Source organism: Flavimobilis sp. BM9 (genome assembly GCF_058313055.1).
The window spans coordinates 359529-385231 of sequence record NZ_JBZEMO010000003.1 but is presented as its reverse complement, the minus strand read 5'-3'; the positions used below and the strand labels follow the sequence as shown (position 1 = coordinate 385231).

At 71.5% G+C, this 25703-nt stretch carries 25 protein-coding genes and 1 pseudogene; 13 read left to right on the top strand and 13 right to left on the bottom strand.

What is annotated here, in order from left to right:
- Nucleotides 1-189 precede the first annotated feature (189 nt).
- From AC4F3Q_RS07780 to AC4F3Q_RS07745, 8 genes are all read left to right on the top strand, one after another.
- Complete coding sequence (locus tag AC4F3Q_RS07780; protein WP_491039457.1) at nt 190-948, top strand: helix-turn-helix transcriptional regulator; 759 nt, start codon at nt 190-192, stop codon at nt 946-948.
- Nucleotides 945-2387: a Fe-S cluster assembly protein SufB gene (gene sufB / locus AC4F3Q_RS07775; RefSeq protein WP_168447538.1), complete on the top strand. Its 1443-nt coding sequence runs from the start codon at nt 945-947 to the stop codon at nt 2385-2387. Before AC4F3Q_RS07780 ends, sufB begins: the two co-directional genes overlap by 4 nt.
- The gene (sufD, locus tag AC4F3Q_RS07770; RefSeq protein WP_491039456.1) at nt 2387-3619 is read left to right on the top strand and encodes a Fe-S cluster assembly protein SufD; all 1233 of its coding nucleotides are present in this window, start codon (nt 2387-2389) and stop codon (nt 3617-3619) included. The genes sufB and sufD overlap by 1 nt, the downstream gene beginning before the upstream one ends.
- Nucleotides 3616-3951 (top strand): non-heme iron oxygenase ferredoxin subunit, encoded by a 336-nt coding sequence (locus tag AC4F3Q_RS07765; protein ID WP_168447536.1) that lies wholly within the window; start codon nt 3616-3618, stop codon nt 3949-3951. The genes sufD and AC4F3Q_RS07765 overlap by 4 nt, the downstream gene beginning before the upstream one ends.
- Nucleotides 3952-3971: 20 nt before the next feature.
- Complete coding sequence (gene sufC / locus AC4F3Q_RS07760; protein ID WP_168447535.1) at nt 3972-4727, top strand: Fe-S cluster assembly ATPase SufC; 756 nt, start codon at nt 3972-3974, stop codon at nt 4725-4727.
- 121 nt (nt 4728-4848) lie between these two features.
- Complete coding sequence (locus AC4F3Q_RS07755; protein ID WP_491039455.1) at nt 4849-6120, top strand: SufS family cysteine desulfurase; 1272 nt, start codon at nt 4849-4851, stop codon at nt 6118-6120.
- A gap of 11 nt (nt 6121-6131) precedes the next feature.
- Nucleotides 6132-6704 carry a Fe-S cluster assembly sulfur transfer protein SufU gene (sufU, locus tag AC4F3Q_RS07750; RefSeq protein ID WP_434060850.1) on the top strand — a complete coding sequence of 191 codons (573 nt, stop codon included), beginning with the start codon at nt 6132-6134 and terminating at the stop codon, nt 6702-6704.
- Nucleotides 6701-7024 carry a metal-sulfur cluster assembly factor gene (locus AC4F3Q_RS07745; protein ID WP_168447533.1) on the top strand — a complete coding sequence of 108 codons (324 nt, stop codon included), beginning with the start codon at nt 6701-6703 and terminating at the stop codon, nt 7022-7024. Before sufU ends, AC4F3Q_RS07745 begins: the two co-directional genes overlap by 4 nt.
- 66 nt (nt 7025-7090) lie before the next feature.
- Here the strand turns inward: AC4F3Q_RS07745 and AC4F3Q_RS07740 are convergent, their stop codons facing one another.
- Genes AC4F3Q_RS07740 through AC4F3Q_RS07715 form a run of 6 tightly spaced genes read right to left on the bottom strand, consistent with a single transcriptional unit; the run spans nt 7091 to nt 14652 of the window.
- Nucleotides 7091-9202 (bottom strand): GmrSD restriction endonuclease domain-containing protein, encoded by a 2112-nt coding sequence (locus AC4F3Q_RS07740; RefSeq protein WP_491039454.1) that lies wholly within the window; start codon nt 9200-9202, stop codon nt 7091-7093.
- A gap of 23 nt (nt 9203-9225) precedes the next feature.
- A complete protein-coding gene (locus AC4F3Q_RS07735) occupies nt 9226-11622 on the bottom strand; it encodes a DEAD/DEAH box helicase (RefSeq protein ID WP_491039453.1) in 2397 nt (798 codons plus the stop codon).
- A gap of 10 nt (nt 11623-11632) precedes the next feature.
- Nucleotides 11633-12505: a KPN_02809 family neutral zinc metallopeptidase gene (gene ypfJ, locus AC4F3Q_RS07730; protein WP_491039452.1), complete on the bottom strand. Its 873-nt coding sequence runs from the start codon at nt 12503-12505 to the stop codon at nt 11633-11635.
- A gap of 19 nt (nt 12506-12524) precedes the next feature.
- Entirely contained in the window at nt 12525-13214 is a 690-nt protein-coding gene (locus AC4F3Q_RS07725; protein ID WP_491039451.1) for an energy-coupling factor transporter transmembrane component T family protein, read from the bottom strand.
- Entirely contained in the window at nt 13211-13987 is a 777-nt protein-coding gene (locus tag AC4F3Q_RS07720; RefSeq protein WP_491039450.1) for an energy-coupling factor ABC transporter ATP-binding protein, read from the bottom strand. Before AC4F3Q_RS07720 ends, AC4F3Q_RS07725 begins: the two co-directional genes overlap by 4 nt.
- A complete protein-coding gene (locus AC4F3Q_RS07715; RefSeq protein WP_491039449.1) occupies nt 13984-14652 on the bottom strand; it encodes a biotin transporter BioY in 669 nt (222 codons plus the stop codon). Before AC4F3Q_RS07715 ends, AC4F3Q_RS07720 begins: the two co-directional genes overlap by 4 nt.
- Before the next feature lie 117 nt (nt 14653-14769).
- On the opposite strand from AC4F3Q_RS07715, the gene AC4F3Q_RS07710 reads away from it, so the two are divergent.
- On the top strand, nt 14770-16368 hold the full coding sequence (locus AC4F3Q_RS07710) for an ABC-F family ATP-binding cassette domain-containing protein (RefSeq protein ID WP_168447527.1): 1599 nt from the start codon (nt 14770-14772) through the stop codon (nt 16366-16368).
- On the opposite strand, the gene AC4F3Q_RS07705 is transcribed toward AC4F3Q_RS07710, so the two are convergent.
- Genes AC4F3Q_RS07705 through AC4F3Q_RS07695 form a run of 3 tightly spaced genes read right to left on the bottom strand, consistent with a single transcriptional unit; the run spans nt 16341 to nt 17922 of the window.
- The gene (locus AC4F3Q_RS07705) at nt 16341-17303 is read right to left on the bottom strand and encodes an SURF1 family cytochrome oxidase biogenesis protein (protein ID WP_491039448.1); all 963 of its coding nucleotides are present in this window, start codon (nt 17301-17303) and stop codon (nt 16341-16343) included. The genes AC4F3Q_RS07710 and AC4F3Q_RS07705 overlap by 28 nt on opposite strands.
- Nucleotides 17300-17527 (bottom strand): hypothetical protein, encoded by a 228-nt coding sequence (locus AC4F3Q_RS07700; protein ID WP_491039447.1) that lies wholly within the window; start codon nt 17525-17527, stop codon nt 17300-17302. Before AC4F3Q_RS07700 ends, AC4F3Q_RS07705 begins: the two co-directional genes overlap by 4 nt.
- Nucleotides 17524-17922, bottom strand: coding sequence for a DUF3099 domain-containing protein (locus AC4F3Q_RS07695; protein ID WP_491039446.1), 399 nt, complete (start codon nt 17920-17922; stop codon nt 17524-17526). Before AC4F3Q_RS07695 ends, AC4F3Q_RS07700 begins: the two co-directional genes overlap by 4 nt.
- A gap of 212 nt (nt 17923-18134) precedes the next feature.
- On the opposite strand from AC4F3Q_RS07695, the gene fabG reads away from it, so the two are divergent.
- The 3 genes from fabG to AC4F3Q_RS07680 all read left to right on the top strand — a co-directional run bounded on the left by fabG (nt 18135) and on the right by AC4F3Q_RS07680 (nt 20193).
- Complete coding sequence (fabG, locus tag AC4F3Q_RS07690) at nt 18135-18821, top strand: 3-oxoacyl-ACP reductase FabG (protein WP_491039445.1); 687 nt, start codon at nt 18135-18137, stop codon at nt 18819-18821.
- 70 nt (nt 18822-18891) lie between these two features.
- The gene (gene fabI / locus AC4F3Q_RS07685) at nt 18892-19659 is read left to right on the top strand and encodes an enoyl-ACP reductase FabI (protein ID WP_168447523.1); all 768 of its coding nucleotides are present in this window, start codon (nt 18892-18894) and stop codon (nt 19657-19659) included.
- Nucleotides 19660-19671: 12 nt separating this feature from the next.
- Nucleotides 19672-20193, top strand: a complete 522-nt coding sequence (locus tag AC4F3Q_RS07680; RefSeq protein WP_491039444.1) for a SixA phosphatase family protein — start codon at nt 19672-19674, stop codon at nt 20191-20193.
- A 73-nt stretch (nt 20194-20266) separates the two neighbouring features.
- On the opposite strand, the gene serB is transcribed toward AC4F3Q_RS07680, so the two are convergent.
- Together serB and AC4F3Q_RS07670 are read right to left on the bottom strand one after the other, a co-directional pair.
- Complete coding sequence (serB, locus tag AC4F3Q_RS07675) at nt 20267-20938, bottom strand: phosphoserine phosphatase SerB (RefSeq protein WP_491039443.1); 672 nt, start codon at nt 20936-20938, stop codon at nt 20267-20269.
- Nucleotides 20939-20996: 58 nt separating this feature from the next.
- Nucleotides 20997-22203: pseudogene (locus tag AC4F3Q_RS07670) on the bottom strand (glucose-1-phosphate adenylyltransferase).
- Nucleotides 22204-22319: 116 nt separating this feature from the next.
- Between AC4F3Q_RS07670 and glgA the strand changes: the two are divergent.
- Nucleotides 22320-23534 carry a glycogen synthase gene (gene glgA / locus AC4F3Q_RS07665; RefSeq protein ID WP_491039442.1) on the top strand — a complete coding sequence of 405 codons (1215 nt, stop codon included), beginning with the start codon at nt 22320-22322 and terminating at the stop codon, nt 23532-23534.
- Nucleotides 23535-23571: 37 nt separating this feature from the next.
- On the opposite strand, the gene AC4F3Q_RS07660 is transcribed toward glgA, so the two are convergent.
- Nucleotides 23572-24231, bottom strand: coding sequence for a LuxR C-terminal-related transcriptional regulator (locus tag AC4F3Q_RS07660; RefSeq protein WP_491039441.1), 660 nt, complete (start codon nt 24229-24231; stop codon nt 23572-23574).
- A 28-nt stretch (nt 24232-24259) separates the two neighbouring features.
- A complete protein-coding gene (locus AC4F3Q_RS07655) occupies nt 24260-25594 on the bottom strand; it encodes a sensor histidine kinase (protein ID WP_491039440.1) in 1335 nt (444 codons plus the stop codon).
- Between the last annotated feature and the right edge of the window lie 109 nt (nt 25595-25703).

Below are 25703 nucleotides of genomic sequence, written 5' to 3'. Positions count from 1 at the left end.
TGCCCGTCGTGGCGCGACGCGGGGGACATGCCTGGGTGCGAGCAGGCAGTGACGTTGGTCCTACTGAGGTTCACCTTCCTTGCAGCGGCACATTTATGCAACGACAATGTTCGGTATATGCGCGCCGCTGGCGTGCTGGCGTCCCCGCTGCCGGAGGCGCCCCGACCGGACGCCCTCAGGAGGTGGCAGTTGACGCACGTCGATCCAGTCCACCCCGTCGCCGACCCGAGCACCCGGGACCGGGTGCTCGAGCTGATCATGTCCGACGGCCCCATCAGTGCGGCCGAGCTCGCCGAGCGCCTCGACCTCACGTCGGCAGCGATCCGCCGCCACCTGTCCGGGCTCGAGGGCGAGCAGCTCGTCGCCGTGCACGAGTCAGGTCACACCGGGCTGCGCGGCAGGCCCGCGCGCCGGTACGTCGCGACCGTCGCGGCGCAGGGTGCGCTCTCCGCCGGATACCCGGAGATCGCCCTCCAGGCGCTCGAGTACCTCGCCCGCGCGGTGGGGACGGACGGCGTCGAGGCCTTCGCTCAGGAGCGGCTCGACGAGACGGCCGCGCGCTACGCGCGGCACATGACCGCCGACGACGTCCAAGGTCGCGTCGACCAGCTCGCGGCAGCACTCCACGAGGACGGCTTCGCGCCCAGCGTGCGACCCGTCGCGGGAACCACGATGGTCCAGCTCTGCCAGGGCCACTGCCCCGTCGCGCACGTCGCAGCCCGGTTCCCGCAGCTGTGCGACGCCGAGACCCGCCTCTTCTCGCGGATGCTCGGCACGCACGTCCAGAGACTCGCGACGCTGGCCGGCGGCGGCCACGTCTGCACGACGAACATCCCGGTCGGGGCGTGGCAGCCTCACCCGCCACCGCCGTCGCCCGCCGAACAGCACGACCACCCGACCTCGACCCACCACCGGCCCCACAGCCGGTCTGCGGAAGGATCACCATGACCGCACCAACCGAGAACGTCGTCCAGGCGCCCTCGACCGACGACGAGATCATCGCCTCGATCGGCTCGTACGGCTACGGCTGGCACGACAGCGACGCTGCCGGCGCCACGGCGCGCCGCGGACTGGACGAGGACGTCGTGCGCAACATCTCGGCGCTCAAGAACGAGCCCGAGTGGATGCTCAAGACCCGCCTGAAGGCGCTGCGCCTGTTCGAGAAGAAGCCGATGCCGAACTGGGGCGCCGACCTGTCCGGCATCCACTTCGACGACATCAAGTACTTCGTCCGCTCGACCGAGAAGCAGGCCACCAGCTGGGAGGACCTGCCCGAGGACATCAAGAACACGTACGACCGCCTCGGCATCCCCGAGGCCGAGAAGCAGCGCCTCGTCGCCGGTGTCGCTGCCCAGTACGAGTCCGAGGTCGTGTACCACCAGATCCGCGAGGACCTCGAGGAGCAGGGCGTCATCTTCGTCGACACGGACACGGGCCTGCGCGAGTACCCCGAGATCTTCGAGCAGTACTTCGGGTCCGTCATCCCGTCGGGCGACAACAAGTTCGCGGCCCTCAACACCGCAGTGTGGTCGGGCGGCTCGTTCGTCTACGTCCCGCCGGGCGTCCACGTCGAGATCCCGCTGCAGGCCTACTTCCGCATCAACACGGAGAACATGGGCCAGTTCGAGCGGACGCTGATCATCGCCGACGAGGGCTCGTACGTGCACTACGTCGAGGGTTGCACCGCGCCGATCTACCAGTCGGACTCGCTGCACTCGGCCGTCGTCGAGATCATCGTCAAGAAGAACGCCCGCGTGCGGTACACGACGATCCAGAACTGGTCGAACAACGTGTACAACCTCGTCACGAAGCGCGCCACGGCCGCCGAGGGCGCGACGATGGAATGGGTCGACGGCAACATCGGCTCCAAGGTCACCATGAAGTACCCGGCGATCTACCTCATGGGCGAGCACGCCCGCGGCGAGACTCTCTCGATCGCGTTCGCCGGCGAGGGCCAGCACCAGGACGCGGGCGCCAAGATGGTGCACGCCGCGCCGCGCACGTCGTCGTCGATCGTGTCGAAGTCTGTCGCTCGCGGCGGCGGTCGCACCTCGTACCGCGGCCTCGTCCAGGTCCTCGAAGGGGCCGAGCACTCGGCGTCCAACGTCCTGTGCGACGCACTCCTCGTCGACCAGATCTCGCGCTCCGACACCTACCCGTACGTCGACGTCCGCGAGGACGACGTCTCGATGGGCCACGAGGCGACCGTCTCCCGCGTGAGCGAGGACCAGCTCTTCTACCTCATGTCCCGAGGCATGGCCGAGACCGAGGCCATGGCCATGATCGTGCGCGGGTTCGTCGAGCCCATCGCGCGTGAGCTGCCGATGGAGTACGCCCTCGAGCTCAACCGCCTCATCGAACTCCAGATGGAAGGGTCCGTCGGCTGATGACCACCGCAACTCCCGAGACGCTGAGCACCGACCACAGCCAGGCCGGCCTCGACGGCGCACACTCGCACGGCGCAGTCGTCCCGCAGGGCTCGCGCGCCGAGCGCGTCACCTCCTTCGACCTCGCGGCGATCCCCGTGCCCACGGGACGCGAGGAGGAGTGGCGGTTCTCGCCCGTCTCCCGCCTCGCGCCGCTCTTCGACCAGGAGATCGCCGGGCACGGCGTCCGCACGACCGTCGTCGCTCCTTCCGGCGTGTCCGTCGAGATCGTCGGGCGCGACGACGAGCGGCTCGGCCGTGCCGGCCGCCCGGGCGACCGCTCCGCCGTCGTCGCCTGGAATGCCGTCCAGGAAGCCACGGTCGTCACGATCCCCGCCGAGACGGTCACGACGGGCGCGACGTCCGTCCGCGTCGAGGGCATCGAGGGCAAGGGCGACGAGGCGACGGCGACGCACCTGCTCGTGCGCGCCGAGCACCACGCCGAGGCCGTCGTCGTCATCGACCACACGGGTGACGCACTGCTCACCGAGACCGTCGAGATCGAGGTCGGTGACGGCGCGCACCTCACCGTCGTCTCCGTCCAGGACTGGTCCGCCGGTGCCGTGCACGCGAGCTCTCACCGCGCGCGCCTCGGCCGCGACGCCAAGCTCAAGCACGTCGTCGTCACGTTCGGCGGCGACGTCGTCCGCATCACCCCCGACGCGGAGTTCGAGGCCGAGGGCGGCGAGGTCGAGATGCTCGGCCTCTACTTCGCGGACTCCGACCAGCACCAGGAGCACCGGCTCTTCGTCGACCACAGCGTGCCGAACTGCCGCTCCCGCGTGACCTACAAGGGCGCGCTCCAGGGTGAGGGCGCGCACGCGGTGTGGGTCGGCGACGTGCTGATCCAGGCGGCCGCGAGCGGCACCGACACGTACGAGCTCAACCGCAACCTCGTCCTGAGCGACGGCGCCCGCGCCGACTCCGTGCCGAACCTCGAGATCGAGACCGGCGAGATCGAGGGGGCTGGTCACGCGAGCGCGACCGGGCGCTTCGACGACGAGCAGCTGTTCTACCTGCAGGCCCGCGGCATCCCTGAGATCGACGCGCGCCGGCTCGTCGTGCGGGGCTTCTTCACCGAGCTCATCCAGGAGATCGGCGTGCCCGAGGTCGAGGAGCGTCTGGTGGCCTCGATCGAGGCCGAGCTCGAGAAGTCCATGTCCGTCCTGACCGGGGCGAGCGAGCAGGCATGACCGCTCAGGTCGCCTGCCTGGCCCAGGACGTCCCCGTCGAGGGGACGTTCCGGGTCGAGCTCGAGAACGACGAGGGGCGCCTCGTCGAGGTCGCCGTCGTCCGCGACTCCGACGGCGAGCTGCACGCCGTGTCCGACATCTGCTCGCACGGCGCCGTCTCGCTCTCCGAGGGCGAGGTCGAGGGCTGCCTCATCGAGTGCTGGCTCCACGGCTCCCGCTTCGACCTGCGGACCGGCCAGCCCGACTCGCCGCCCGCCGTGCGCCCCATCCCCGTGTACCCCCTGACCCTCGACGGTGACGACGTCCTCGTCGACGTCGACACCACCGTCTGAAACAGCTTCCGAGGAGAACTATGTCCACCCTGGAGATCCGCGACCTGCACGTCAGCGTCGAGACGAAGGAAGGCGCCAAGCAGATCCTGCGCGGCGTCGACCTGACGATCAACGCCGGTGAGGTCCACGCCATCATGGGCCCGAACGGCTCCGGCAAGTCCACCCTGGCGTACTCGCTCGCCGGGCACCCGAAGTACACGATCACGGGCGGCACCGTGACGCTCGACGGCGAGGACGTCCTCGCGATGAGCGTCGACGAGCGTGCCCGGGCGGGCATGTTCCTCGCCATGCAGTACCCGGTCGAGGTCCCCGGCGTCTCGGTGTCGAACTTCCTGCGCACCGCGAAGACGGCGATCGACGGTCAGGCTCCGGCGCTGCGCCACTGGGTCAAGGACATGAAGTCTGCGATGGCGAACCTGCGCATGGACGACTCGTTCGCCGAGCGGTCCGTCAACGAGGGCTTTTCCGGTGGCGAGAAGAAGCGCCACGAGATCCTTCAGATGGAGCTTCTCAAGCCGAAGGTCGCGATCCTCGACGAGACCGACTCGGGCCTCGACGTCGACGCCTTGCGTGTCGTGTCCGAGGGTGTCAACCGTGTCATCGCGAGCGGTGAGGTCGGCACGCTGCTGATCACGCACTACACGCGCATCCTGCGCTACATCAAGCCGGACTTCGTGCACGTCTTCGTCGACGGTCGCATCGCGGAGGAGGGTGGCCCCGAGCTCGCCGAGCGTCTCGAGAACGAGGGCTACGACCGCTTCCTGGCCAAGGCCTGACCGAAGCTGTACGCGTCGCCCGGCCCGGCCCGTCCGGACCGGCCCGGGCGACGCAGCACGACCCCACGCTGCACCGCCGTCCCGCACGGGACGGTGGACGACGACCAAGGCGGTGCCTGACATGCTGACCGAGACCGAGCTGGCGGCGGTGCGCGCGGACTTCCCGTTGCTCGCCCGGACGCTGCGCGACGGGCGACCGCTCGTGTACCTCGACTCGGGCGCCACGTCCCAGAAGCCCGACCCGGTGCTCGACGCCGAGCAGGACTTCTACCTGCAGCGCAACGCCGCCGTGCACCGCGGCGCGCACCAGCTCGCGGAGGAGGCCACCGAGGCGTTCGAGCAGGCACGCTCGAAGGTCGCCGCGCTGGTCGGCGCGGACGACGACGAGATCGTGTGGACCTCGGGCGCGACCGCCGCGATCAACCTCGTCGCGTACGCCTTCTCGAACGCGACCGCGGGCCGCGGGGGAGTCGAGGCGGCACGCTTCGTGCTCGCCCCGGGCGACGAGATCGTCGTGACCGAGGCGGAGCACCACGCGAACCTCGTGCCGTGGCAGGAGCTCGCCGCCCGCACGGGTGCGGTGCTGCGCTGGCTCGAGGTGGACGACGACGGTCGCGTCCGGGTGGACCAGGCCGACGACGTCATCGGGGATCGCACCCGCATCGTCGCGTTCACGCACGTGTCGAACGTGACGGGCGCGATCACGCCTGTGGCACCGCTCGTCGCGCGCGCACACGCCGTCGGCGCGGTCGTCGTCCTCGACGCGTGCCAGTCGGTCCCGTACATGCCGGTGGACCTGCATGCGCTCGGGGTCGACTTCGCCGCGTTCTCGGCGCACAAGATGCTCGGCCCGACCGGTGTCGGCGCGCTCTACGGTCGCCGCGAGCTGCTCGCCGCGATGCCGCCCGTCACGACGGGCGGGTCGATGGTCGAGGTCGTGACGATGACGGAGACGACGTACGCGCCGCCGCCGCAGCGCTTCGAGGCCGGCACGCAGCCGGTCGCCCAGGCGGTCGCGATGGGTGCCGCTGCCGACTACCTGCGCGAGCTCGGGATGGAGGGCGTGCTCGCCCACGAGCGCGCGCTCGCCGCAGAGCTGCTCGAGATCCGCCACATCCCCGGTGTGCGGGTGATCGGACCGACGGACGTGACCGACCGCCTCGCCGTCGTGTCGTTCGTCGTCGACGGCGTGCACGCGCACGACGTCGGCCAGGTGCTCGACGACGACGGCATCGCCGTGCGCGTCGGCCACCACTGCGCGCAGCCCCTGCACCGCCGCTTCGGTGTCGCCGCGACCGCGCGCGCGTCGGCGTCGGTCTACACGACCTCCGAGGAGGTCGCCGCCTTCCGGGAATCACTCGCGAGGGTCCGGACGTTCTTCGGACTGTCCTAGGAGGGTCAGACGTGTCAACGAACGCGATGGAACAGCTCTACCAGCAGGTCATCCTCGACCACGCGAAGACGCCCCACGGGCGCGGCCTCGTCGACGCCGCCCCGGGGCGCGCGTGCGGCGAGTCGCACCAGATCAACCCGACGTGCGGTGACGAGGTCACGCTCCGCGTGACCGTCGACGCTGCCGACGACGGCGCGCTCACGCTCGGCTCGGTCACCTGGGAGGGCCAGGGGTGCTCGATCTCCCAGGCGTCGCTCTCCGTGATGACCGAGCTCGTCGAGGGCGGCTCGGTCCAGCAGGCCGAGCAGCTCGGCGACCTCTTCCGCGACCTCATGGGGACGCGCGGCAAGGGGCTCGACGACGACACGGCGGAGGACCTCCTGGGTGATGCCTCGGCGTTCACGGGCGTCTCCCGCTACCCGGCGCGCATCAAGTGCGCCCTGCTCGGCTGGGCGGCGCTGCGCGACGCCCTCGTGCGCACCGACACGCTCGGCCGTGACGCCTCGGCGACGATCGCCGCGACGGCGTCGGCCCCGCACACCACCACCTCGAACCCTGCTCCCGACTCTCAGGAGATCTCATGACCACCCATCAGGCGCCGACCGCGGCGGACGTCGAGGAGGCGATGCGTGACGTCATCGACCCGGAGCTCGGCATCAACGTCGTCGACCTCGGGCTCGTGTACGGCATCACCGTCGACCAGAACAACACGGCCATCATCGACATGACGCTCACGTCTGCGGCTTGCCCGCTGACCGACGTCATCGAGGACCAGACCGGACAGGCCCTCGAGGGCATCACCGACGGCTACCGGGTCAACTGGATCTGGATGCCGCCGTGGGGCCCCGAGAAGATCACGGACGACGGCAAGGACCAGCTCCGCGCCCTGGGGTTCAACCTCTGATCTGGTTCAGACGTCCCGCTGTCGGCACCACCGGCAGCGGGACGTCTGCGTGTCAGCAGTGAGGAGCTACGAGACTTCGTCAGGCGGGACGGCATTCTGAAACTCCGACCGCACGTCGCGCAGGCGCCTGCCGTCGCCGACGGCCCAGAAGTACCAGCCGTTCGACGCCTTGCCGGCCAGGGAGAATGCTGCCGCCGACGGCGTGGCGAACAGACGTCCGTCCAGCTCGATGAGACCGTCGGGCGTCAGTCGCGCCTCGCGCCCCTTGTACGTGCGATGGGTCGCGACGAGCTTCTCACCCGCGTGGAGGAAGCCCGCGCGCAGCAGGTGCTTGAGCTCGATCCAGTCGCCCGCCTTGGTCTGTGGGTCCACGACCCTGCCGTGGTGACCCTCGGGGACCGGCCAGACCGTGAGCAGGACGTCGACGAGCTCCGCCGTCCTCGCGTCGATGAGGCTCTCGTCCCAGGGAAGGTCCGCTGTCCTGCTCACGACTCGCCCCGTGAGATTGATCGTGTTGTGCTCGAGGAGGGCTGCTCGTTTGCTCGTCCACGGCCCGTTCGAGACCTTAGAGTTCAGCGGTCCTGTCAGCAGGGTGAGGTTGCCCAGGCGGTGGACGTGGGCCTGCCGCTCGTCGGCCTCGTCGGGTGTCTCGACGGGCCAGGTCGTCCGCCACGACTGGGGGAGGAGATGCTCGATCGGGTAGTCCTTGCGCTCGACCTGCGGTTGGCCCGTGAGGCCTCGGTAGTAGTCCTCCGCGGCCTGGAGGAACATCCTGAGTCGTGCGCGAGGGTACCGACGATAGACGGCTTCGGCTGCCAAGGTCTGGCGTACCTCTTCGTCGCCCGGCCAGTAGGTGCTCGTGACGTTGAGCCGTGCCAGGTGCCGGGAGATGCGTGGCGCGAGCCCGCTGTCGCGGCCCGCAGCATTCGCGGCGATCAGGTCAGCGACGATCCGGCCAAGATCACTGCCCGAGAGGCGGAGGAGCTGACGTCGGTAGACCCAGCTCTCGGCATCACGGATGACGCTGTCGATGGTGGCCTGGTCCAGCCGCGCTTCAGGTTCGTGCAGCCAGACGAGGAGTGGCTTGAGCAGCTCGATCCCCGCCGTCCGCATCCGGTAGACGGCCATCTCTGTCGCGTTGAGGCTGCCGCCGGGGCGTGCGGCAGCCTCGGTCCACGACTCGTACATGGCGGCTTGCTGCTTGATAGCAGGCAGGATGCGGGACATCGGCTGGTGAGCCTCGAGCTCGACCCAGGACTTGAACCTGGTGAACGTCGACTGGGGGCTGATCTCCTCTCCGGTGCGCGAGGTCAGCCACTGGTTGAGGAACAGTGAGCTCCGCGAGACCAGGTTGCGGCCCACGCTGACTTCCCGCGTCCAGAACTTGGTCTCGAACGGCCAGTCTTCGTCGTAGGCCCGTTGCGTGTCGCTGCCCTCAGCCTCGAGTCTCTGGAAGACGAAGTTGCGGACGAGGTCCGCTGCCGTGAGCGGGGTGCCACGGGCATTGAGCGTCTCGAAGATCTCCTGCGAGTTCTCTGCTGCCCCGAGCTCGATGGAGATGAGCTGGAGACCGTCGAGCAGGACATCGGTGAGTTCGCGTGCCCTCGTCTCGAACTCGTCGTCCTCCGGAGCGCCGAGCCACTGCTCGACGACCGTAGTGAAGTACGCGTGGGCTGCGGCGATCTGTGAGTCGTGGTGCTTCAGCCCAGCGTGGTCCACCGGAGCCTCGGCGGTCATGACCTCGTCGAAGGCCGCCCGGTCGTTGTTGAGGTGCCGGAGCTTCAAGGGGATCTCGTCGTCCTCGACGAACTTTGACGCGTTGTGGGTCAGGTCTTCGAGCTGCTCCGCGAACCGGGTGAGTCCTCCCTCGGCGAGGAGCGCCGCGGTCGCGTCGGCCAGGAGCTGCACGGTGGTGAGCCGTTGCTGACCGTCGATGACGTTCCAGCTCGTGAGTCGTTTCGTCGTCGCGATGTGCGCCTGGAGCACCACGGCGCCCAAGAAATGGGTCACGGCAGCGTGAGGGTCTGCGAGTCGGATCTCTGTGACTCGCCGGACGTCTTTCCAGAGAGGTTCCCACTGCTCGCTCTCGCGCCACACGTACGGCCGTTGGAAGAGCGGGATGACGAAGTGCTGCGGAAGGTTGAAGAGCTGTAACGGCGTGCGCTTGAAGGTCTCCACGCGGCAATCGTGCCCTATCGCGGTCAGCCCGGTGCAGGGAGCTCGCCCGGCGGCGCGCTGTCGAGCTCGTCCCACCACGGGCCGTAGCCGAGCCGGGCCTGCTCGGCCGCGACGACCTCGCGGGCGAGGTCTCCGCGGGCGACGTCGACCGAGCCGACCGTCGACTGCGCGAGGGAGGATACGCGGACGTAGTCGTCGAAGATCTCGCGCTTGCGCTCGAGGATCTCGACGATGCGCTCGTCGACGCCGTCAGCGCCGAGCAGTCGGTGGACGCGCACGGGGCGCACCTGACCCATGCGGTGGGCGCGGGCGACCGCCTGGTCCTCGAGGCTCGGCGTGAGCTGCGGCTCGCACAGCACGACGACGCTCGCCACCTGGAGGTTGAGCCCCGCACCGCCGACGGAGATCTGCGCGACGAGCACGGCGGCGTCGTCGGCTGTGAACGCGTCGACGAGCTCGCCGCGGCGCGCGACCGGCACGTCCCCGGTGAGCGGCCCGTGGACGGTAGCACCACGCTCGGCGAGGGCTTGGGCGACGAGCTCGAGGGTCGCGCGGAAGTAGGAGAAGACGAGGACGGAGCGGCCTTCGTCGAGCGCCTCGTCGATGAGCTCGAGGAGGCGGTCGAGCTTGGCCGGGGGAGCGGCGGTGCCGTCCGGGGCGTGCCACGCCGCCTGGCGCATCGCCATGAGGTTGCCGCTCGCGACGGCTGCGCGGTAGTGCGTCTCCTCGGGTGCCCGGAGCTCGACCCAGTCGTCGGACGCGACCACGCCGGGGAGCTCGACGAGCACGTCCGACTGGTTGCGCCGCAGGTAGACGTGCGCGACCGCCCGGCGGAACGCCTCCGGTCCGACGAGCCCGAGGTGCTTCGGCACCGACTCGGAGAGGCCCGGATGGAGCAGGTCCACGAGCGCGAGGAAGTCCTCGAGGCGGTTGTCCATGGGCGTGCCCGACATGAGCAGGACGCGCGCGCACCGCTGCGCCCACGTGGCGACGAGCCTCGACCGCGCGGCCTTCGGGTTCTTCACCTGCTGCGCCTCGTCGACGACGAGCAGCCCGACGCGCCACGGGTCCGCGCCGGCCGCCGCGCCGTCGCCCGCCGTGCCGCCCGCTGTGCTGCCCGCCGCGCCGGCCGCTGTGCCGCCAGCCGCCGCGCCGTCGCTCGCGGAACCGGTGGTTGGTGCGTTGTCAGAGCGGGGAGCGACGCCGTCGAGCGGGACGTGCGTGAGCCCCTCGAACGTCGTGAGGCCGATACCACCGTCGCGTTCCCACGCCGCGAGCGCGGCGGCGCGACCCGACCCGTGGATGCGGTGCACGGCGAGAGCGGCACGTCCGCGCACCTCGTGCTCCCAGTTTGCGAGCAGCGACGCGGGGCACACGACGAGGAACCGCCGGTGCCCGTCGGCAGCGAGATGGGCGATCGCCGCGAGCGCCTGCACGGTCTTGCCGAGGCCCATCTCGTCGCCGAGCAGGACGCGCCCCTGCTCGAGCGTGAAGCGGGCCCCGAACTCCTGGTAGCCGCGCAACGAGACCTTCAGCAGCGTGGTGTCGAGCGGGTGCGCGTCGACGCGGGCGACGAGGTCGGCGGGCAGGAGGCCTCGCGTCGCCAGGGCGTCCGCGGCGTGCGGGACGATCCTCTGGAGTGTCGTGTGGTACTCCGCGGAGCGTCGGGCGTAGTCGTCTGCGAGCGCGATCCCTTGCGGGTCGCGGGCCGCGATCTCAGCCTCGGCGCGGGCGACGATGCCGGGGAGGTCGTGGGCGACGAGGAGCCGGTCCCAGTCGTGCAGCTGCGCGAGAGCGGCCTGGGTGCGGCGGCGGGTGCGGGGCAGCGTGAGGAGCATGCGCGCCGCGTGCCGCGCAGGTCCGGCGTCGCGCGTCGACTGCCCGGCGAATCGGAGGTAGTCGTCGAGCAGCTGTCGGTGGGGCGTGACGAGCGGGGACACCCGCTGGAACCTTCGGAGGAGTGCGAGGAGGTCGCGAGCCTCTCGGGGTTCGGGCAGGCCGGCCCGGTCGAGCGTGATGCGCAGGGGTCGCAGCGTGACGGCGGCCTTGGCGAGCTGGTCGACGGCGGCCACGACGCCCCGGGCGGTCGCCTCGCCGACGCCGGGGATCGCGTCGAGCGTCGCCGCGTCGACGCCGAGGAGGTCTGCCGCGGTCGTGTACCCCGCGGTCTGGACGGCCGTGAGCCGCAGGTTGCGGTCCGTCGTCTCGCCGAGTCGTCCCACGGGGACGTGGGAGAGCTCCTCGCGCGCCCGCCGCCGCTCGTCGGCGCTCACCCACGACGTGACCGCCACCGCGACACCGTCCAGGTGGTCGACGACGGCGCGCACCCGCGTGACGAGTGCCGTGTGGCGGTCGACCAGCGCGCGTGCCTCGGGTCCGGGACGGACAGGCGAGCGCAGGGCAGGAGCGGGAAGGGCCACGAAGGAAAGGCTAGAGCGCGTCCGCGGCGAACGTGTCGCACGCCGTCGTGCCACGCTCGTAGCCGTTCGTGAACCAGGTCCGGCGCTGCTCGGAGGAGCCGTGCGTCCACGTCTCGGGGCTCACCTGGCCGGCGCGCCCCTGGATGCGGTCGTCCCCGATCGCTGCGGCGGTGTCGAGGGCGTCGGCGATCTCGGCTGTCGTGGGGGCCTTGAGGAACGCGGTGCCGGAGTCGTCGCGCGTCTGGGATGCTCCGCCGACCCAGGCGCCCGCGTAGCAGTCGGCCTGGAGCTCGAGGCGCACGGAGTCGCTCGTGGGTCCGGTGCCGTCGCGGTCGATCGCGGACATGGTGCCGGTGAGGTTCGAGATGTGGTGGCCCCACTCGTGCGCGACGACGTACATCTGCGCGAGGTTGCCGCCCTGCGCGCCGAGGCTGCCGCGGAGCGCGTCGTAGAAGTCGGTGTCGAGGTAGATCAGCTGGTCTGCGGGGCAGTAGAACGGGCCGACGGCGGAGCTCGCCTGGCCGCAGGCCGTCTGGACCTGGCCCGAGAAGAGCGTGACGTTCGTCGGCTCGTAGCGGTTGTCTCCGACCGACGGGTACGCGCCCGTCCAGAACTCGTCGAGCGAGGTCGCGGCGCCGACGACGCGGCACTCGACGTCCTCGTTCGCGGACGCACCGGTCGCGCAGCGGGCGAGGTCGTCGTCGGTCGCGGTGCTCTGCGGCGTCGAGCTGCCGCCGAGGATGCCCGACAGGTCGATGCCGAACAGCTGACCGATGAGGAGGATCGCGACGACGCCGACACCTCCGCCGATCGCGATGCCCTTCGTGCCTCCCGCGCGGCGGACCCTGCTCGTGTCGAGACGCGCGTCGTCGTTGAACGTCATGATCTGACGGTAAGCGACCCTAGGCGTCGTCGCTCGTCCCACGGGCGGCGAGCGCCTCGCCCGTCCGGTGCGCCATCGCGACCGTGCGCACGACGGTCGGCACGAGGCGCGCCCGGGGGGAGCGCTCGAGGCCGCGCGCCATCGCGGCGTCGCGCGACTCCCGCTCGACCTGTGCGACGGCGGGGACAGCGCGGAGCATGAGCGCGACGGCGAGAGCGACGCTCTCGGGCCGGACGTGCCGCCCGACGACGGGGAGCCGGGCTGCGCGGTGTAGCGCTGCCGTGAGCATGTCGAGCAGCGCGTCCGCGCGGGTCGTCGCCGTGAGCAGGGCTGCGGCGAGGACGGTCGCGGCGAGGCCGAGCGACGTCGCGAGCGCGGGCGCGAGGCCTGCGCTCCACGCCTGCACCGCGGCGAGGACCACGAGCATGACCAGCACGGTGCGTGCCTGTCGGAGCAGGACGCTCACGCCGACGCGTGCGAGGCCCGTGACGAGGAGGACGGCCACGAGCGCGCCCGCGGACAGGGGAGCGGAGCGCACGACGGCGAGGACCGTCCCGAGGACCGCGAGCGCGGCGAGCTTCACGCCGGCGGGCGCGCGGTGGACGGCGGAGTTGCCCGGCACGTGCAGCCCGAGCACGCTCGCGCCAGCCGTGAGCCCGTGCGGGCGCGGGCGTGCCCCTCGTCGGCGGGTGCGGCGCGGCCAGCTCACTCGCGCCCCGGCGGGATCAGGCTGGACGCGAGCATGCGCTCGCGGTAGGCGGCGATCCCTGCCGCGGGGTCGCCGTCGTGGACCACGCGTCCGTCCTCGACGACGATCAGCCTGTCCGCCGTCGCTGCGGCCGCGAGGTCGTGCGTGACGTGCACGACCTGCTGCGGCAGGTCGGCGAGGAGCGCGTCGACGTGCGCCGTCCAGCGCAGGTCGAGGAGCGTCGTCGGCTCGTCGCACACGAGGATCTTCGGCTCGGTCGCGAGCACGCCCGCGAGCGCGAGGAGCTGCTTCTGGCCGCCGGAGAGGGCGTGCACGGAGACGTCGGCGCGGTCGGCGAGGCCGAAGCGCGCGAGCACGTCCCGTGCCCGCGCCGCACGCCGTACGGCGTCGCGCTCGTGGCGGCGGAGGGACAGCAGGACGTCCTCGAGGGGGGTCGGCATGACGAGCTGCGCGTCCGGGTCGCTGAACACGAAGCCGACGACGGACCGCACCCGGGCGCCGTCGCGCCGGGTGTCGAGGCCGTGCACGCGGACCGATCCGGCGGTCGGCAGCACGAGACCGTTGAGCAGGCGTGCGAGCGTCGACTTGCCGCTGCCGTTGGGCCCGACGACCGCGACGCGCCGTTCGGTCAGCCGCAGCGAGACCGGGTGCAGGATCGTGCGCACGCCGCCGGGGGACGACCGATCGACGACGCGGACCTCCGCCCCGTCGAGCTCGATGTCCTCGTCGGGTTCCACGGCCCCGTCGCGCTCGGTGAGGCCGCGACTGCTCATGCGGCCTCGTGCCCACGCCGCAGCGCCGGGAGCAGGTCGGGGAACGCGCGGTGCACCGCGGGGGCCGTGAGCGCGACGAGCGCGACCTTGGCGAGGTCGAACGGCACGAAGATGTTGTTGAACGCGACGGCCGCCTCGAACGACATGCCCGCCCGCCACGCCATCACCGGGACGCCGACGGCGTAGATCACGAGGGTGCCCACGATCCCGGCGAGGAGCGTCACCGCGACGAGCGCGACGCCCCGGCGGCGCATGGCCGCGACGATCGCGCCCGTGGCGAACGCCGCGAGGGGGAACGCGAGGAGGTAGCCGGCGGACGGACCGGCAAGGACGGCGAGCCCACCCTTCGCCCCTGCGAGCACGGGCAGCCCGACGAGCCCGACCACGAGGTGCAGGAGGACGGCAAGAGGTCCGAGCCGCGGACCGAGCACCGCCCCGGCGAGAAGCACCGCGAACGTCTGCAGTGTCACGGGGACGGGAACAGCGCCGAACGTCACTGCGAGCAGGGAGCAGACCGCCAAGAGCGCGGCGAACGTCGCGACGAGCGCGATCTCGGTCGGCGCCGACCGCGCCCGTGGTGCGAGCGGTGCGTCCGGGACCGGCGCGGCATCGCCGGGAGCGCTCGCCACGGTGGCGTCAGTGGGGTCGACGGTGCTGCCGGGCATGGGTGGGACCTCCGATGAGTCGGGTATCACGTCGTCGGGAAACGGTAGGCACCGGTAAACTCGGGGGCGTTTGTGCCGCCGACCAAGGCTGGCCACCACCGCATGGAGGAAACCTCAGTGATCACTGCCCAGGGCGTCGAGATCCGGGTCGGAGCCCGCCTCCTTCTCGAACCGACGACCTTCCGTGTGGCCGCAGGCGACAGGATCGGGCTCGTCGGTCGTAACGGTGCCGGCAAGACGACGCTGACGAAGACCCTCGCGGGCGAGACCCAGCCGACCGCCGGCACGATCTCCCGGTCGAGCGAGATCGGCTACCTCGCGCAGGACCCGCGGACGGCCGACCCGGAGCAGCTCGCGATGGACCGTGTGCTGTCCGCGCGCGGTCTCAGCGAGATCGTGCGCGGCATGCGTGAGGCCGAAGGGCAGATGGCCTCGGCGGTGCCGGAGACCGCTGCGGCGGCGATGGAGCGGTACCCGCGCCTCGAAGAGCGGTTCCTCGCGGCGGGCGGCTACGCCGCGGAGTCCGAGGCCGAGCGCATCACCGTGAATCTCGGCCTCGACGAGCGGGTGCTCTCGCAGCCGATCGGCACGCTCTCCGGCGGTCAGCGTCGCCGTGTCGAGCTCGCCCGGATCCTCTTCTCGGGCGTCGACACCCTCCTGCTCGACGAGCCTACGAACCACCTCGACCACGACTCGATCGTGTGGCTGCGCGAGTACCTGCGCACCTACTCGGGCGGTCTCGTCGTCATCTCCCACGACGTCGAGCTGCTGCGCGTCGTGTGCACGAAGGTCTTCTTCCTCGACGCGACCCGCTCGACGATCGACCAGTACAACCTCGGCTACGACGCCTACGTCAAGCAGCGTGAGACCGACGAGAAGCGTCGTCGTCGCGAGCGCGCCAACGCTGAGAAGAAGGCGGCGACGCTCACGGCGCAGGGCGAGAAGATGCGCGCCAAGGCGACGAAGGCTGTCGCGGCGCAGAACATGCTGCGTCGCGCCGAGAAGCTGCTCGAGGGACTCGAGGGCGAGCGCGTGAGCGACCGGGTCGCGAAGCTGCGCTTCCCGAAGCCCGCGCCGTGCGGCCGCACCCCGCTCACCGCGGAAGGCCTGACGAAGGCGTACGGGTCGCTCGAGGTGTTCACGGGTGTCGACCTGGCGATCGATCGTGGCTCACGCGTCGTCATCCTCGGTCTCAACGGCGCGGGCAAGACGACGATGCTGCGCATCCTCGCGGGGGTCGAGCAGCCGGACACGGGAGCCGTCGTCCCGGGGCACGGTCTGAAGATCGGCTACTACGCCCAGGAGCACGACACGCTCGACATGTCGATGACCGTCGTCGAGAACCTCCGCCACGCCGCGCCGGACCTCACAGACACCGAGGTGCGTTCGGTGCTCGGCTCGTTCCTCTTCTCGGGCGACGACGCCGACAAGCCGACGAAGGTGCTGTCCGGCGGGGAGAAGACGCGCCTCGCGCTCGCGACGCTCGTCGTGTCGTCGGCCAACGTCCTCCTCCTCGACGAGCCGACCAACAACCTCGACCCTGCGAGCCGCGAAGAGATCCTCGGCGCGCTCAGCACGTACGAGGGTGCGGTCGTCATGGTCACGCACGACGAAGGCGCGGTCGAGGCGCTCACGCCCGAGCGTGTCCTCCTGCTGCCCGACGGCGACGAGGACCTCTGGAACGACAGCTACGCCGAGCTCGTGTCGCTCGCCTGACGGTCGTGCGCGGCGTCGATCTCGGCGTCCTCGGCGTCCTCGTCGCTCACGCGACGAGGACGGCGCTCGGCCGCCCCGGAACGTCGCCCTGACACCCACGCGACGACCTCGGGCGCGGTGCCCTCGGGCAGCTCCGCCACGGTCGCGGAGAGGCCCGCCCGCTCGTCCGCCTCACGGCGCTCGCGGCGCAGCAGCACGAAGAACCCGCCGATCGCCCCGGCCGCGAACACGCACCACTGGAACGCGTACGACAGGTGCGACCCGAGCGACGTGTCGGGCGCCTGCAGCGGCCGCAGCGCCGTCTCGGGAGCAGGGGACTCGGAGACGAGGGCGAGGTAGCCGCCGACCGTCGCGACGTCGTCGGCAGAGAGCCCGCCCGCGGCGAGCACCTGCGCGTTGTCGATCGCCTGGACCTGGCCTGCGGGTGCGCCGCGCCCGCTCGGCGCCTCCTGGGCGCGCAGACGAGCCGTGAGCGTGACCGTCCCGGAGGGCGGGGCGGGCAGGGTGTCGGGCGCGGACGCGTCAGCGCCGATCGGGATGAAGCCGCGGTCGACGACGACCGTGACCGCCGGGTCCTGTGCCTGGAACGGGGTGAGCACGTGGAAGCCCGCCGTCGAGTCGACGGGACGGTTGCGCAGCAGGACCGTCGCGTCGTCGAGGTACGTCCCTGTGACGGTGACCGTGCGCCACACGAGCGGCGCGGCCACGGTCGCGCCCGGCTCGGGGAGGAGCTCGGCGAGCGGTACGGCGGGTGCGGTGTAGTTGGCCGTGACGATCGCGACGGCGTCCCGCTTCGACTCGTAGCGGTGCCACTGCCAGCGCCCGGCTGCGAGGCACAGGAGCGCCACGACGACGACGCCGACGAACAGGACCACCCACTCGCGCCGCGTCCGCGCGCGGGCGCGCTCAGGTGCAGCGGGCGCGGACGCTGTCACGGCTCGAGCTCCGCGACCGGGATCGTGCCCTTCCGAAAACCCCGCAGGTCGAGGAAGTTCTCGAGGTGGTCACGGTGGTCGTCGCACGCGAGCCACACCTTGCGCCGCTCGGGTGCGTGGATCTTCGGGTTGTTCCACAGCACGGCCCACACGGCGTCGGCGCGGCAGCCCTTGCCGCTGCACACGAGCTCGCGGTCGACGGGGTCGGGTTCGGGCGTGGTCAACGTGCGCTCCTGGGTCGGTGGCCGTCCGATGGGTCTTCCCCATCGTCCCAGGTCCGTCCCGCGCCCGGCGAACCAGGACCCCCAGGCTCAGGGGTGGGACGCGCCGGGAGCGCACGCGTGTCGATCAGCGTCGCCATGGTGCGGCGGTCGCGGCCTGCGTTGACGAAGAGGACGGCCGTGTACGGCAGGACGACGGCGCCCGCGACGAACACCCAGCGCAGCATCCCGGGCACGAAGATCGCGAGGAAGATGCACACGAGCCGGATCGCCATCTGGATCAGGTACGCGCGCATGCGCCGCCGCTGGTCCTCCTCGAGCGACAGGGGCGCGTCGGACACGCGCTGCACGGGGACGTCGTCGGAGCGTCGCCGCTGCCGTCCCGCGCCTCGAGTCATCACCTCAAGAGTCTAGGCGCGGCTCCGCGACGCTTCGGTTGCGCGCGATGTGATCTTTGTGGGAAGTCCACAAGAGGTGCGTGGCATCCGTGCGTGCGCCGTTCACAGGCCTCACGGCGTGCCCCGGGTAGCGTCGGGAGGACGCGGGCGCACCACGCCTGCCCCGAGCACGACGACCTGGAGGACATGTGACCGAGCCGCGCACCGTTCTGGTGACCGGAGCCAACCGCGGGATCGGCCGCGCGATCGCCGAGCGCTTCGTCGCGAACGGCGACCGCGTCGCGACGATCTACCGCAGCGGCGACCTGCCCGACGGCGTGCTCGGCGTGGTCGGCGACGTGACCGACACGGCGTCGGTCGACGCGGCGTTCGACAAGGTCGAGGCCGACCTCGGACCGGTCGAGGTCCTCGTCGCGAACGCGGGCGTCACGAAGGACCAGCTCCTCATGCGGATGACCGACGAGGAGTTCGAGACGGTCCTCGACGTCAACCTCACCGGCACGTTCCGCTGCGTGCGGCGCGCGTCGAAGGGCATGATCCGCATGCGCCGCGGGCGCATCGTCCTCATCTCCTCGGTCGTCGGCCTGTACGGCGGCCCGGGCCAGGTGAACTACTCGTCCTCGAAGGCCGCGCTCGTCGGCATGGCCCGTTCGATCACCCGCGAGCTCGGTGGGCGCGGCATCACCGCGAACGTCGTCGCCCCCGGCTTCATCGAGACCGCGATGACCGCCGAGCTCCCCGAGGAGCGGCAGAAGCAGTACCGCGCCACGATCCCCGCCGGGCGCTTCGCGTCGCCCGACGAGGTCGCTGGCGTCGTCCAGTTCCTCGCCTCGCCCGACGCCGCCTACGTCACCGGGGCTGTCATCCCCGTCGACGGCGGCCTCGGCATGGGCCACTGACACGCACGCACCAGCAACAGACCTCCCGCGGTCCGCGCACGCACGGACCGCGACGAAGAAAGGACCACGCATGGCTCTTCTCGACGGCAAGAAGCTCCTCGTCACCGGGGTGCTCACCGACCACTCGATCGCCTTCCACGTCGCCCGCCTGGCCCAGCAGGAGGGAGCCGAGGTCGTCCTGACGTCGTTCGGCCGCCAGCTGCGCCTCACGCAAGCGATCGCGAAGCGCCTGCCCGCCCCCGCGCCCGTCATCGAGCTCGACGTCACCGACGAGGGCGACCTCGAGGCGCTCGTCGGCCGCGTGTCCGAGCACGTCGACCGTCTCGACGGTGTCGTCCACTCGATCGGCTTCGCGCCGCAGTCCGTCATGGGCGGCAACTTCCTGTCGGGCCAGTGGGCCGACGTCGCGACCGCGCTCGAGGTGTCCGCGTTCTCGCTCAAGTCCCTCGCGGTCGCGGCGAAGCCGCTCATGTCGCAGGGCGGCTCGATCGTCGGCCTGACGTTCGACGCGAGCTTCGCGTGGCCCGTCTATGACTGGATGGGCGTCGCCAAGGCGGCGTTCGAGTCGACGTCGCGCTACCTCGCGCGGGACCTCGGACCGGAGGGCATCCGCGTCAACCTCGTCTCCGCGGGCCCGATCCGTACGACCGCGGCCAAGTCCATCCCGGGCTTCGAGAAGATGGAGGGCGGCTGGCCCGAGCGTGCCCCGCTCGGCTGGGACCAGACCGACCCCGAGCCCACGGCGCGTGCGGTCGCGGCGCTGCTGTCCGACTGGTTCCCTGCGACGACCGGCGAGATCGTGCACGTGGACGGGGGAGTCCACGCGATGGGCTTGTGAGACTCTAGGGCCATGCCCGGAACTGAACGCACCCTGGTCGTCCTGCGACACGCGAAGGCCGAGCCGGCCGACGGCGCCGCAGACGAGCTTCGTCCGTTGGCCCTCCAGGGCCGCAAGCAGGCGACCCGCCTCGGCAAGCACCTCGCCGAGGGAGGCCTCCTCCCCGAGGTCGTGCTCTGCTCGACAGCGTTGCGCACCCGCCAGACGTGGGAGCTCGCGAAGGCCGCTCTGAAGCAGGCCGAGCCGCAGGTCGAAATGCGTGACGAGCTCTATGCCGCGTCGCCGTCGGGCCTGCTCGCAGCAGTGCGAAGCATCGATGCGCGCGTGCGGACCGTGCTCCTCGTCGGGCACGAGCCGGCGGTGTCGGGGCTCGCGGGGGCGCTCGCAGCCCCCGGCTCCGACCAGGGCGCGCTCGCTCAGGTCCGGGCCGGCGTCCCGACTGCGGCGTTCAGCGTCCTGACGGCAGCCGTGCCGTGGGAGCAGTGGGGCAACGACGTCGCCCAGCTGACCGGAGTTTTCCGGCCCGAGGTCTGAGCACGACACACGACGCGGCCCACCCCTGACGGGGTGGGCCTCGTCGTGTCGGGGCGCGTCTGCGCCCCTCGCGTCAGCGAGCGGCGATCGCCGCGTCGATCACCGCGACCGCGGCGTCGAGCCGCGGCCCGGGGACGACGTACGGAGCGACCGCCTCGACGACGGGCTTCGCCTGGAAAGCGATCCCGATGCCCGCGGCGCCGATCATGTCGAGGTCGTTCGCGCCGTCACCGATCGCCACGGTGCGTGACATCGGGACGCCCTCCAGCTCGGCGAACTCGCGCAGCGTGCGCTCCTTGGCCGCGCGGTCGATCACGGGCCCGGTCGTCCGGCCGGTCAGCGCCCCCTCCCGCACCTCGAGGCGGTTCGCGCGGAAGCGTGTGATGCCGTGGCGAGCCGCGAGCGGCGCGACGACCTCCTCGAAGCCCCCCGACACGAGCCCCACGGCCCAGCCGCGGCTGCGCGCGACGTCGAGAAGCTCGACCGCGCCGGGCGTCAGACGGACCTCGGCGAGGACGTCGTCGAACACGGAGACGGGCAGGCCCGCGAGCGTGGCGACGCGGCGCTCGAGCGAGGCCGCAAAGTCCAGCTCGCCGCGCATGGCTGCCTCCGTGACAGCCGCGACCTCGTCCTTGCGGCCGGCGCGCTCGGCGAGCAGCTCGATCACCTCGGCGGTGATGAACGTCGAGTCGACGTCCATCACGAGGAGGTGGCGGTCGGTGCGGGCGGGCTCGGTCGCAGTCACAGGCTCACGATAGGGACCAGCCCGGCGCGCGCGCGTCGGTGCCCGCGACCCGGACGCTTCACGCGTCCCGGACGACCGTGCCCTTCGGGATGACCGTCAGCCCGCTCTCCGTGACCGTCAGGCCGCGAGCACGGTCCGCCTCGGGGTCGAAGCCGACGCGGACGTTCTCCGCGATCACACAGTTCTTGTCGATGATGCACCGGTTGATCTGCGCGTGCCGCTGCACCTCGACGTTGTCCATGAGGACCGAGTCCGCGACCGACGACCACGAGTGGAGGAACACGCCCGGGGAGAGCACCGAGCCGGCCGCCTCGCCGCCCGACACGATCACGCCCGGCGACACGAGCGAGTCGACCGCATGACCGACCCTCCCGCCGCTCGCGTGGACGAACTTCGCGGGCGGGAGGCCCACGTAACCCGTGTAGAGCGGCCACAGCGTGTTGTACAGGTTGAACACCGGCTGGACCGCCATGAGGTCCCGGTTCGCCTCGTAGTACGAGTCGAGCGTCCCGACGTCGCGCCAGTAGTCGCGGTCGCGGTCCGTCGATCCCGGCACGTCGTTGCGGATGAAGTCGTAGACGGCGGCAGTGCCCCGCTCGACGAACATCGCTCGCAGCGTCCTGCGTCACGGCCTCGACGAGCGCGTCCGCGTCGAAGACGTAGTTGCCCATCGAGGCGAGCACCTCGCCGGGGGAGTCGGGCAGGCCGACCGGGTCCGTCGGCTTCTCGAGGAAGGCGCGGATCTTCGTGGCGTCCGCGGGGTCGGTGTCGATGACCCCGAACTGGTCCGCGAGCGCGACCGGCTGCCGGATCCCCGCGACCGTCAGCTGGGCTCCGGACTCGATGTGCGCGTCGACCATCTGCTTGAAGTCCATGCGGTACACGTGGTCCGCACCGACGACGATCACGATGTCGGGCCGCTCGTCCGAGATGATGTTGAGGCACTGGTAGATCGCGTCGGCGCTGCCGAGGTACCAGTGCTTGCCGACCCGCTGCTGCGCGGGCACCGAGGCGACGAAGTTGCCCAAGAGGTGCGACATGCGCCAGGTCTTCGTGATGTGCCTGTCGAGCGAGTGCGACTTGTACTGCGTCAGCACGACGATCTGCAGGTAGTGGGAGTTCACGAGGTTCGACAGCGCGAAGTCGATCAGGCGGTAGATCCCGCCGAACGGGACTCCGGGCTTGGCCCGGTCTGCCGTCAGCGGCATCAGCCGCTTGCCTTCGCCACCTGCGAGGACGATTGCCAGGACCCGGGGAGCTGCCATGCCTCGACACTAGTGGCCGGTGTGGCCTTGCGCACAGGTGTGCGCGCCGTTTCTCGTGTCGTGTCGCAGCGAGCGGTCAGCGCGTCGGCGTGCGCGCACGCGCTACCGTGTCGCCTGTGAGAATCGACCTCCTGACCCGCGAGTTCCCTCCCTACGTCTACGGGGGAGCGGGGGTCCACGTCGCCGAGCTGTCCGGCGTCCTGCGCACGCACGCCGACGTGCGCGTGCGGTGCTTCGACGGCCCGCGCGACCAGACCGAGCACCCCGGCGTCACGGGGTACGTCGCACCTGACGAGCTCGCCGCCGCCAACCCCGCGCTGAGCACGTTCGGCGTCGACCTCGCGATGGCGGCCGACGTCGCCGGCGCCGACATCGTGCACTCGCACACCTGGTACGCGAACCTTGCCGGCCACCTCGCCGGCCTCCTGAACGGCATCCCGCACGTCGTGTCCGCGCACTCCCTCGAGCCGTTGCGCCCCTGGAAGGCCGAGCAGCTCGGCGGTGGCTACGCCCTGTCGAGCTGGGCCGAGCGCACCGCCTACGAAGGTGCGGCCGCGATCATCGCCGTGAGCGGCGGCATGCGCGAGGACATCCTGCGGGCGTACCCCGACGTCGACCCCGCGCGCGTCCACGTCGTGCACAACGGCATCGACCTCGCGCGGTGGAGGCGCCCTGAGGGTGCCGCGGCCCAGGTCGCGCAGGACGCCGTGCGGGGTCTCGGCATCGACCCGGGCCGTCCCGCGGTCGTGTTCGTCGGTCGGATCACCCGGCAGAAAGGCCTGCCGTACCTGCTCCGCGCGGTGGAGAGCCTCCCCGCTGACGTGCAGGTGATCCTCTGCGCGGGCTCGCCCGACACCCCGGAGATCGCGACCGAGGTCGGGGAGGCCGTGGCCCGCCTGTCAGCGAACCGCTCGGGTGTCGTGTGGATCGAGGAGATGCTGCCGCGCGACGTGCTGATCGCTGTCCTCGCGGCCTCGACCGTGTTCGTGTGTCCCTCGATCTACGAGCCCCTCGGGATCGTCAACCTCGAGGCGATGGCCGTGGGCCTGCCCGTCGTCGGCTCGGCGACGGGAGGCATCCCCGAGGTCATCGTCGACGGTGAGACCGGCCTCCTCGTCCCGATCGAGCAGGCGCAGGACGGGACGGGCGAGCCGGTCGACCCGGACCGGTTCGTCGCGGACCTCGCCGCCGCGCTCGCGGCCGTCGTCGCAGACCCTGAGCGGGCCGCTGCGATGGGCGCGGCGTCACGTCGTCGCGTCGAGGAGCACTTCGCGTGGGAGGCGATCGGCGAGCGGACGATGGACATCTACCGCTCGGTCCTCGCGGTCTGAGCGCTCACCGGTGGTCCCGCCACAGGGCGTGACGGCCTCACACCCCGAGGTACCGCAGCACCGCGAGCACCCGCCGGTTGTCGGCGGAGTCCTGCGGCAGGCCGAGCCGCTCGAAGATCGACGTCACGTTCTTCTCGACGGCACCCGCCGACAGGAAGAGCGACGAGGCGATCGCCGCGTTGGACCGGCCCTGCGCCATGAGGCCGAGGACCTCGCGCTCACGCGGGCTCAGCGCCGTCAGGCTCTGGTCGCGGCGCGACGCACCCATCAGCTGGCCGACGACCTCGGGGTCGAGAACCGTGCGGCCCTGCGCGACCTGCTCGAGCGCCGCCATGAACTCAGCCACGTCCGCCACCCGGTCCTTGAGCAGGTAGCCCACCCCTTGCGCGCCCGACGCGAGGAGGTCCGACGCGTAGCGCGTCTCCACGTGCTGCGAGAAGACGAGGACGCCGAGGCCCGGGTGCGCCGCACGCAGGGCGACGGCAGCGCGCAGTCCCTCGTCCGTGAACGTCGGCGGCATCCGCACGTCGGTGACGACGACGTCGGGCAGGTCGCCCGTGCGGGCCAGGTGGGCGACGTGCGCCTCGAGCGCTGCCGCGTCCCCGACGGCTTCGACGACGTCGTGCCCGCGACGGGCGAGGAGGGCGACGAGCCCGTCCCGCAGGATCGCAGAGTCCTCCGCGACGATCAGGCGCACGTGCCCTCCTTGCATGCAGGTCGATACGTCATCCGGCCTGGACAGGAACGGTGACGGTGACCACCGTAGGCCCTCCGTGCGGGCTGTCGATGGTCAGCGTGCCGTCGACGGAGCGGACACGCTCCGCGAGCCCCGCGAGCCCGGTGCCCGACCAGCCGGGTCCCGCAGCCGGCGGGACGACGACCGCGCCGCCGCGACCGTCGTCGCGCACCGTGACGTGCAGGGCCTCCGGGCGCTGCACGAGCTCGACGTCGACCCGCGTCGCGTCCGCGTGCTTGGTCGCGTTCGTGATGAGCTCCGCGACGCCGAAGTAGACGATCGTCTCCGCCGCAGGGGAGGCGTGCGTCGCGCCGTCGGCGCGGGTCGAGCGGAGCCGCACCGGGATCGCCGACCGTGCGGCGAGCGTCTCGAGAGCGACCTCCAGCCCCGCCTCGAGCGCGGGCGGCCGGATGGTCCGGGCGATCTCGCGCAGCTCCGCGAGCGTCTCCTTGGTCGACGCGTGCGCGGTCTCGAGCAGGTCCGACGCCTCGTCCGGCGCCGTGCCCAGGAGCTCCTTCGCCTCGCCGAGCTGCATCGCGACCGCGACGAGCCGCGCCTGGGTGCCGTCGTGCAGCTCGCGCTCGATGCGACGCAGGCGCGCGTCCGCGTCCTCGACCGTCCTGCTGCGCGACTCCTCGAGCGCCGCGACACGCAGCTCGGTCGCGGTCGGCGCGAGCATGGTCGCCGTGAGCCACCGCCACACGTCCGCGGCAGCCCGGTTGACCACGACCCAGACGAGCAGCGACACCACCCCGATCGCGACGAGGAGCAGCTGACGGCCCGGTGTGTCGAAGAACCAGCCGCCGTTGATCTGCGCCCCGCGGTGCATCTGCCCGTCCCACCCGACCTGGGTGGGCAACGACCATGACCAGGCCCAGTGGGTGACGCCGCCCACCCCGAGGGCCAGGAATGTCCAGGACACGGTGAAGCTCACGATCGCGACGGGCAGCGATACAGCGCCGAACAGCAGGGCGCGCCACCCGGGAGCGTCCGTGAGCATCGCCCACAGGCTGCCGCTCACGCTCGTGCGCCGCCGACGACGCGGCGGTGCCGCGACGTCCGACCCCAGCAACCCGCGTGCGAGGCTGCGGTACATCGCACCCCACCCGCGCCCGGCCACGACCATCGCCCCCGGGACGAACAAGCCCACGACGGTCACGAGCAGACCACCGATCAAGGACACGGTCGTCACGGTCCACGTGAAGGCGAACGGCGCGAGCAGCATCGCGACGTTGACGTACGCGAACTCGCGCCACGACTGCCGGTGCGCGAGAGCCCGCCACGCGGGAACGCGTTCGGGGCGGTTGACGGCGGGGGTGGTCATCGTGTCCTCCTGGCTCGGGTCCACCCATCGTCGTGCGCGTCCCACCTCGTCCGGCAGCCGGAGGACACCCGCTGTGGCGGGGGAAAACCCGACCGTCCGGCCAGTCGTG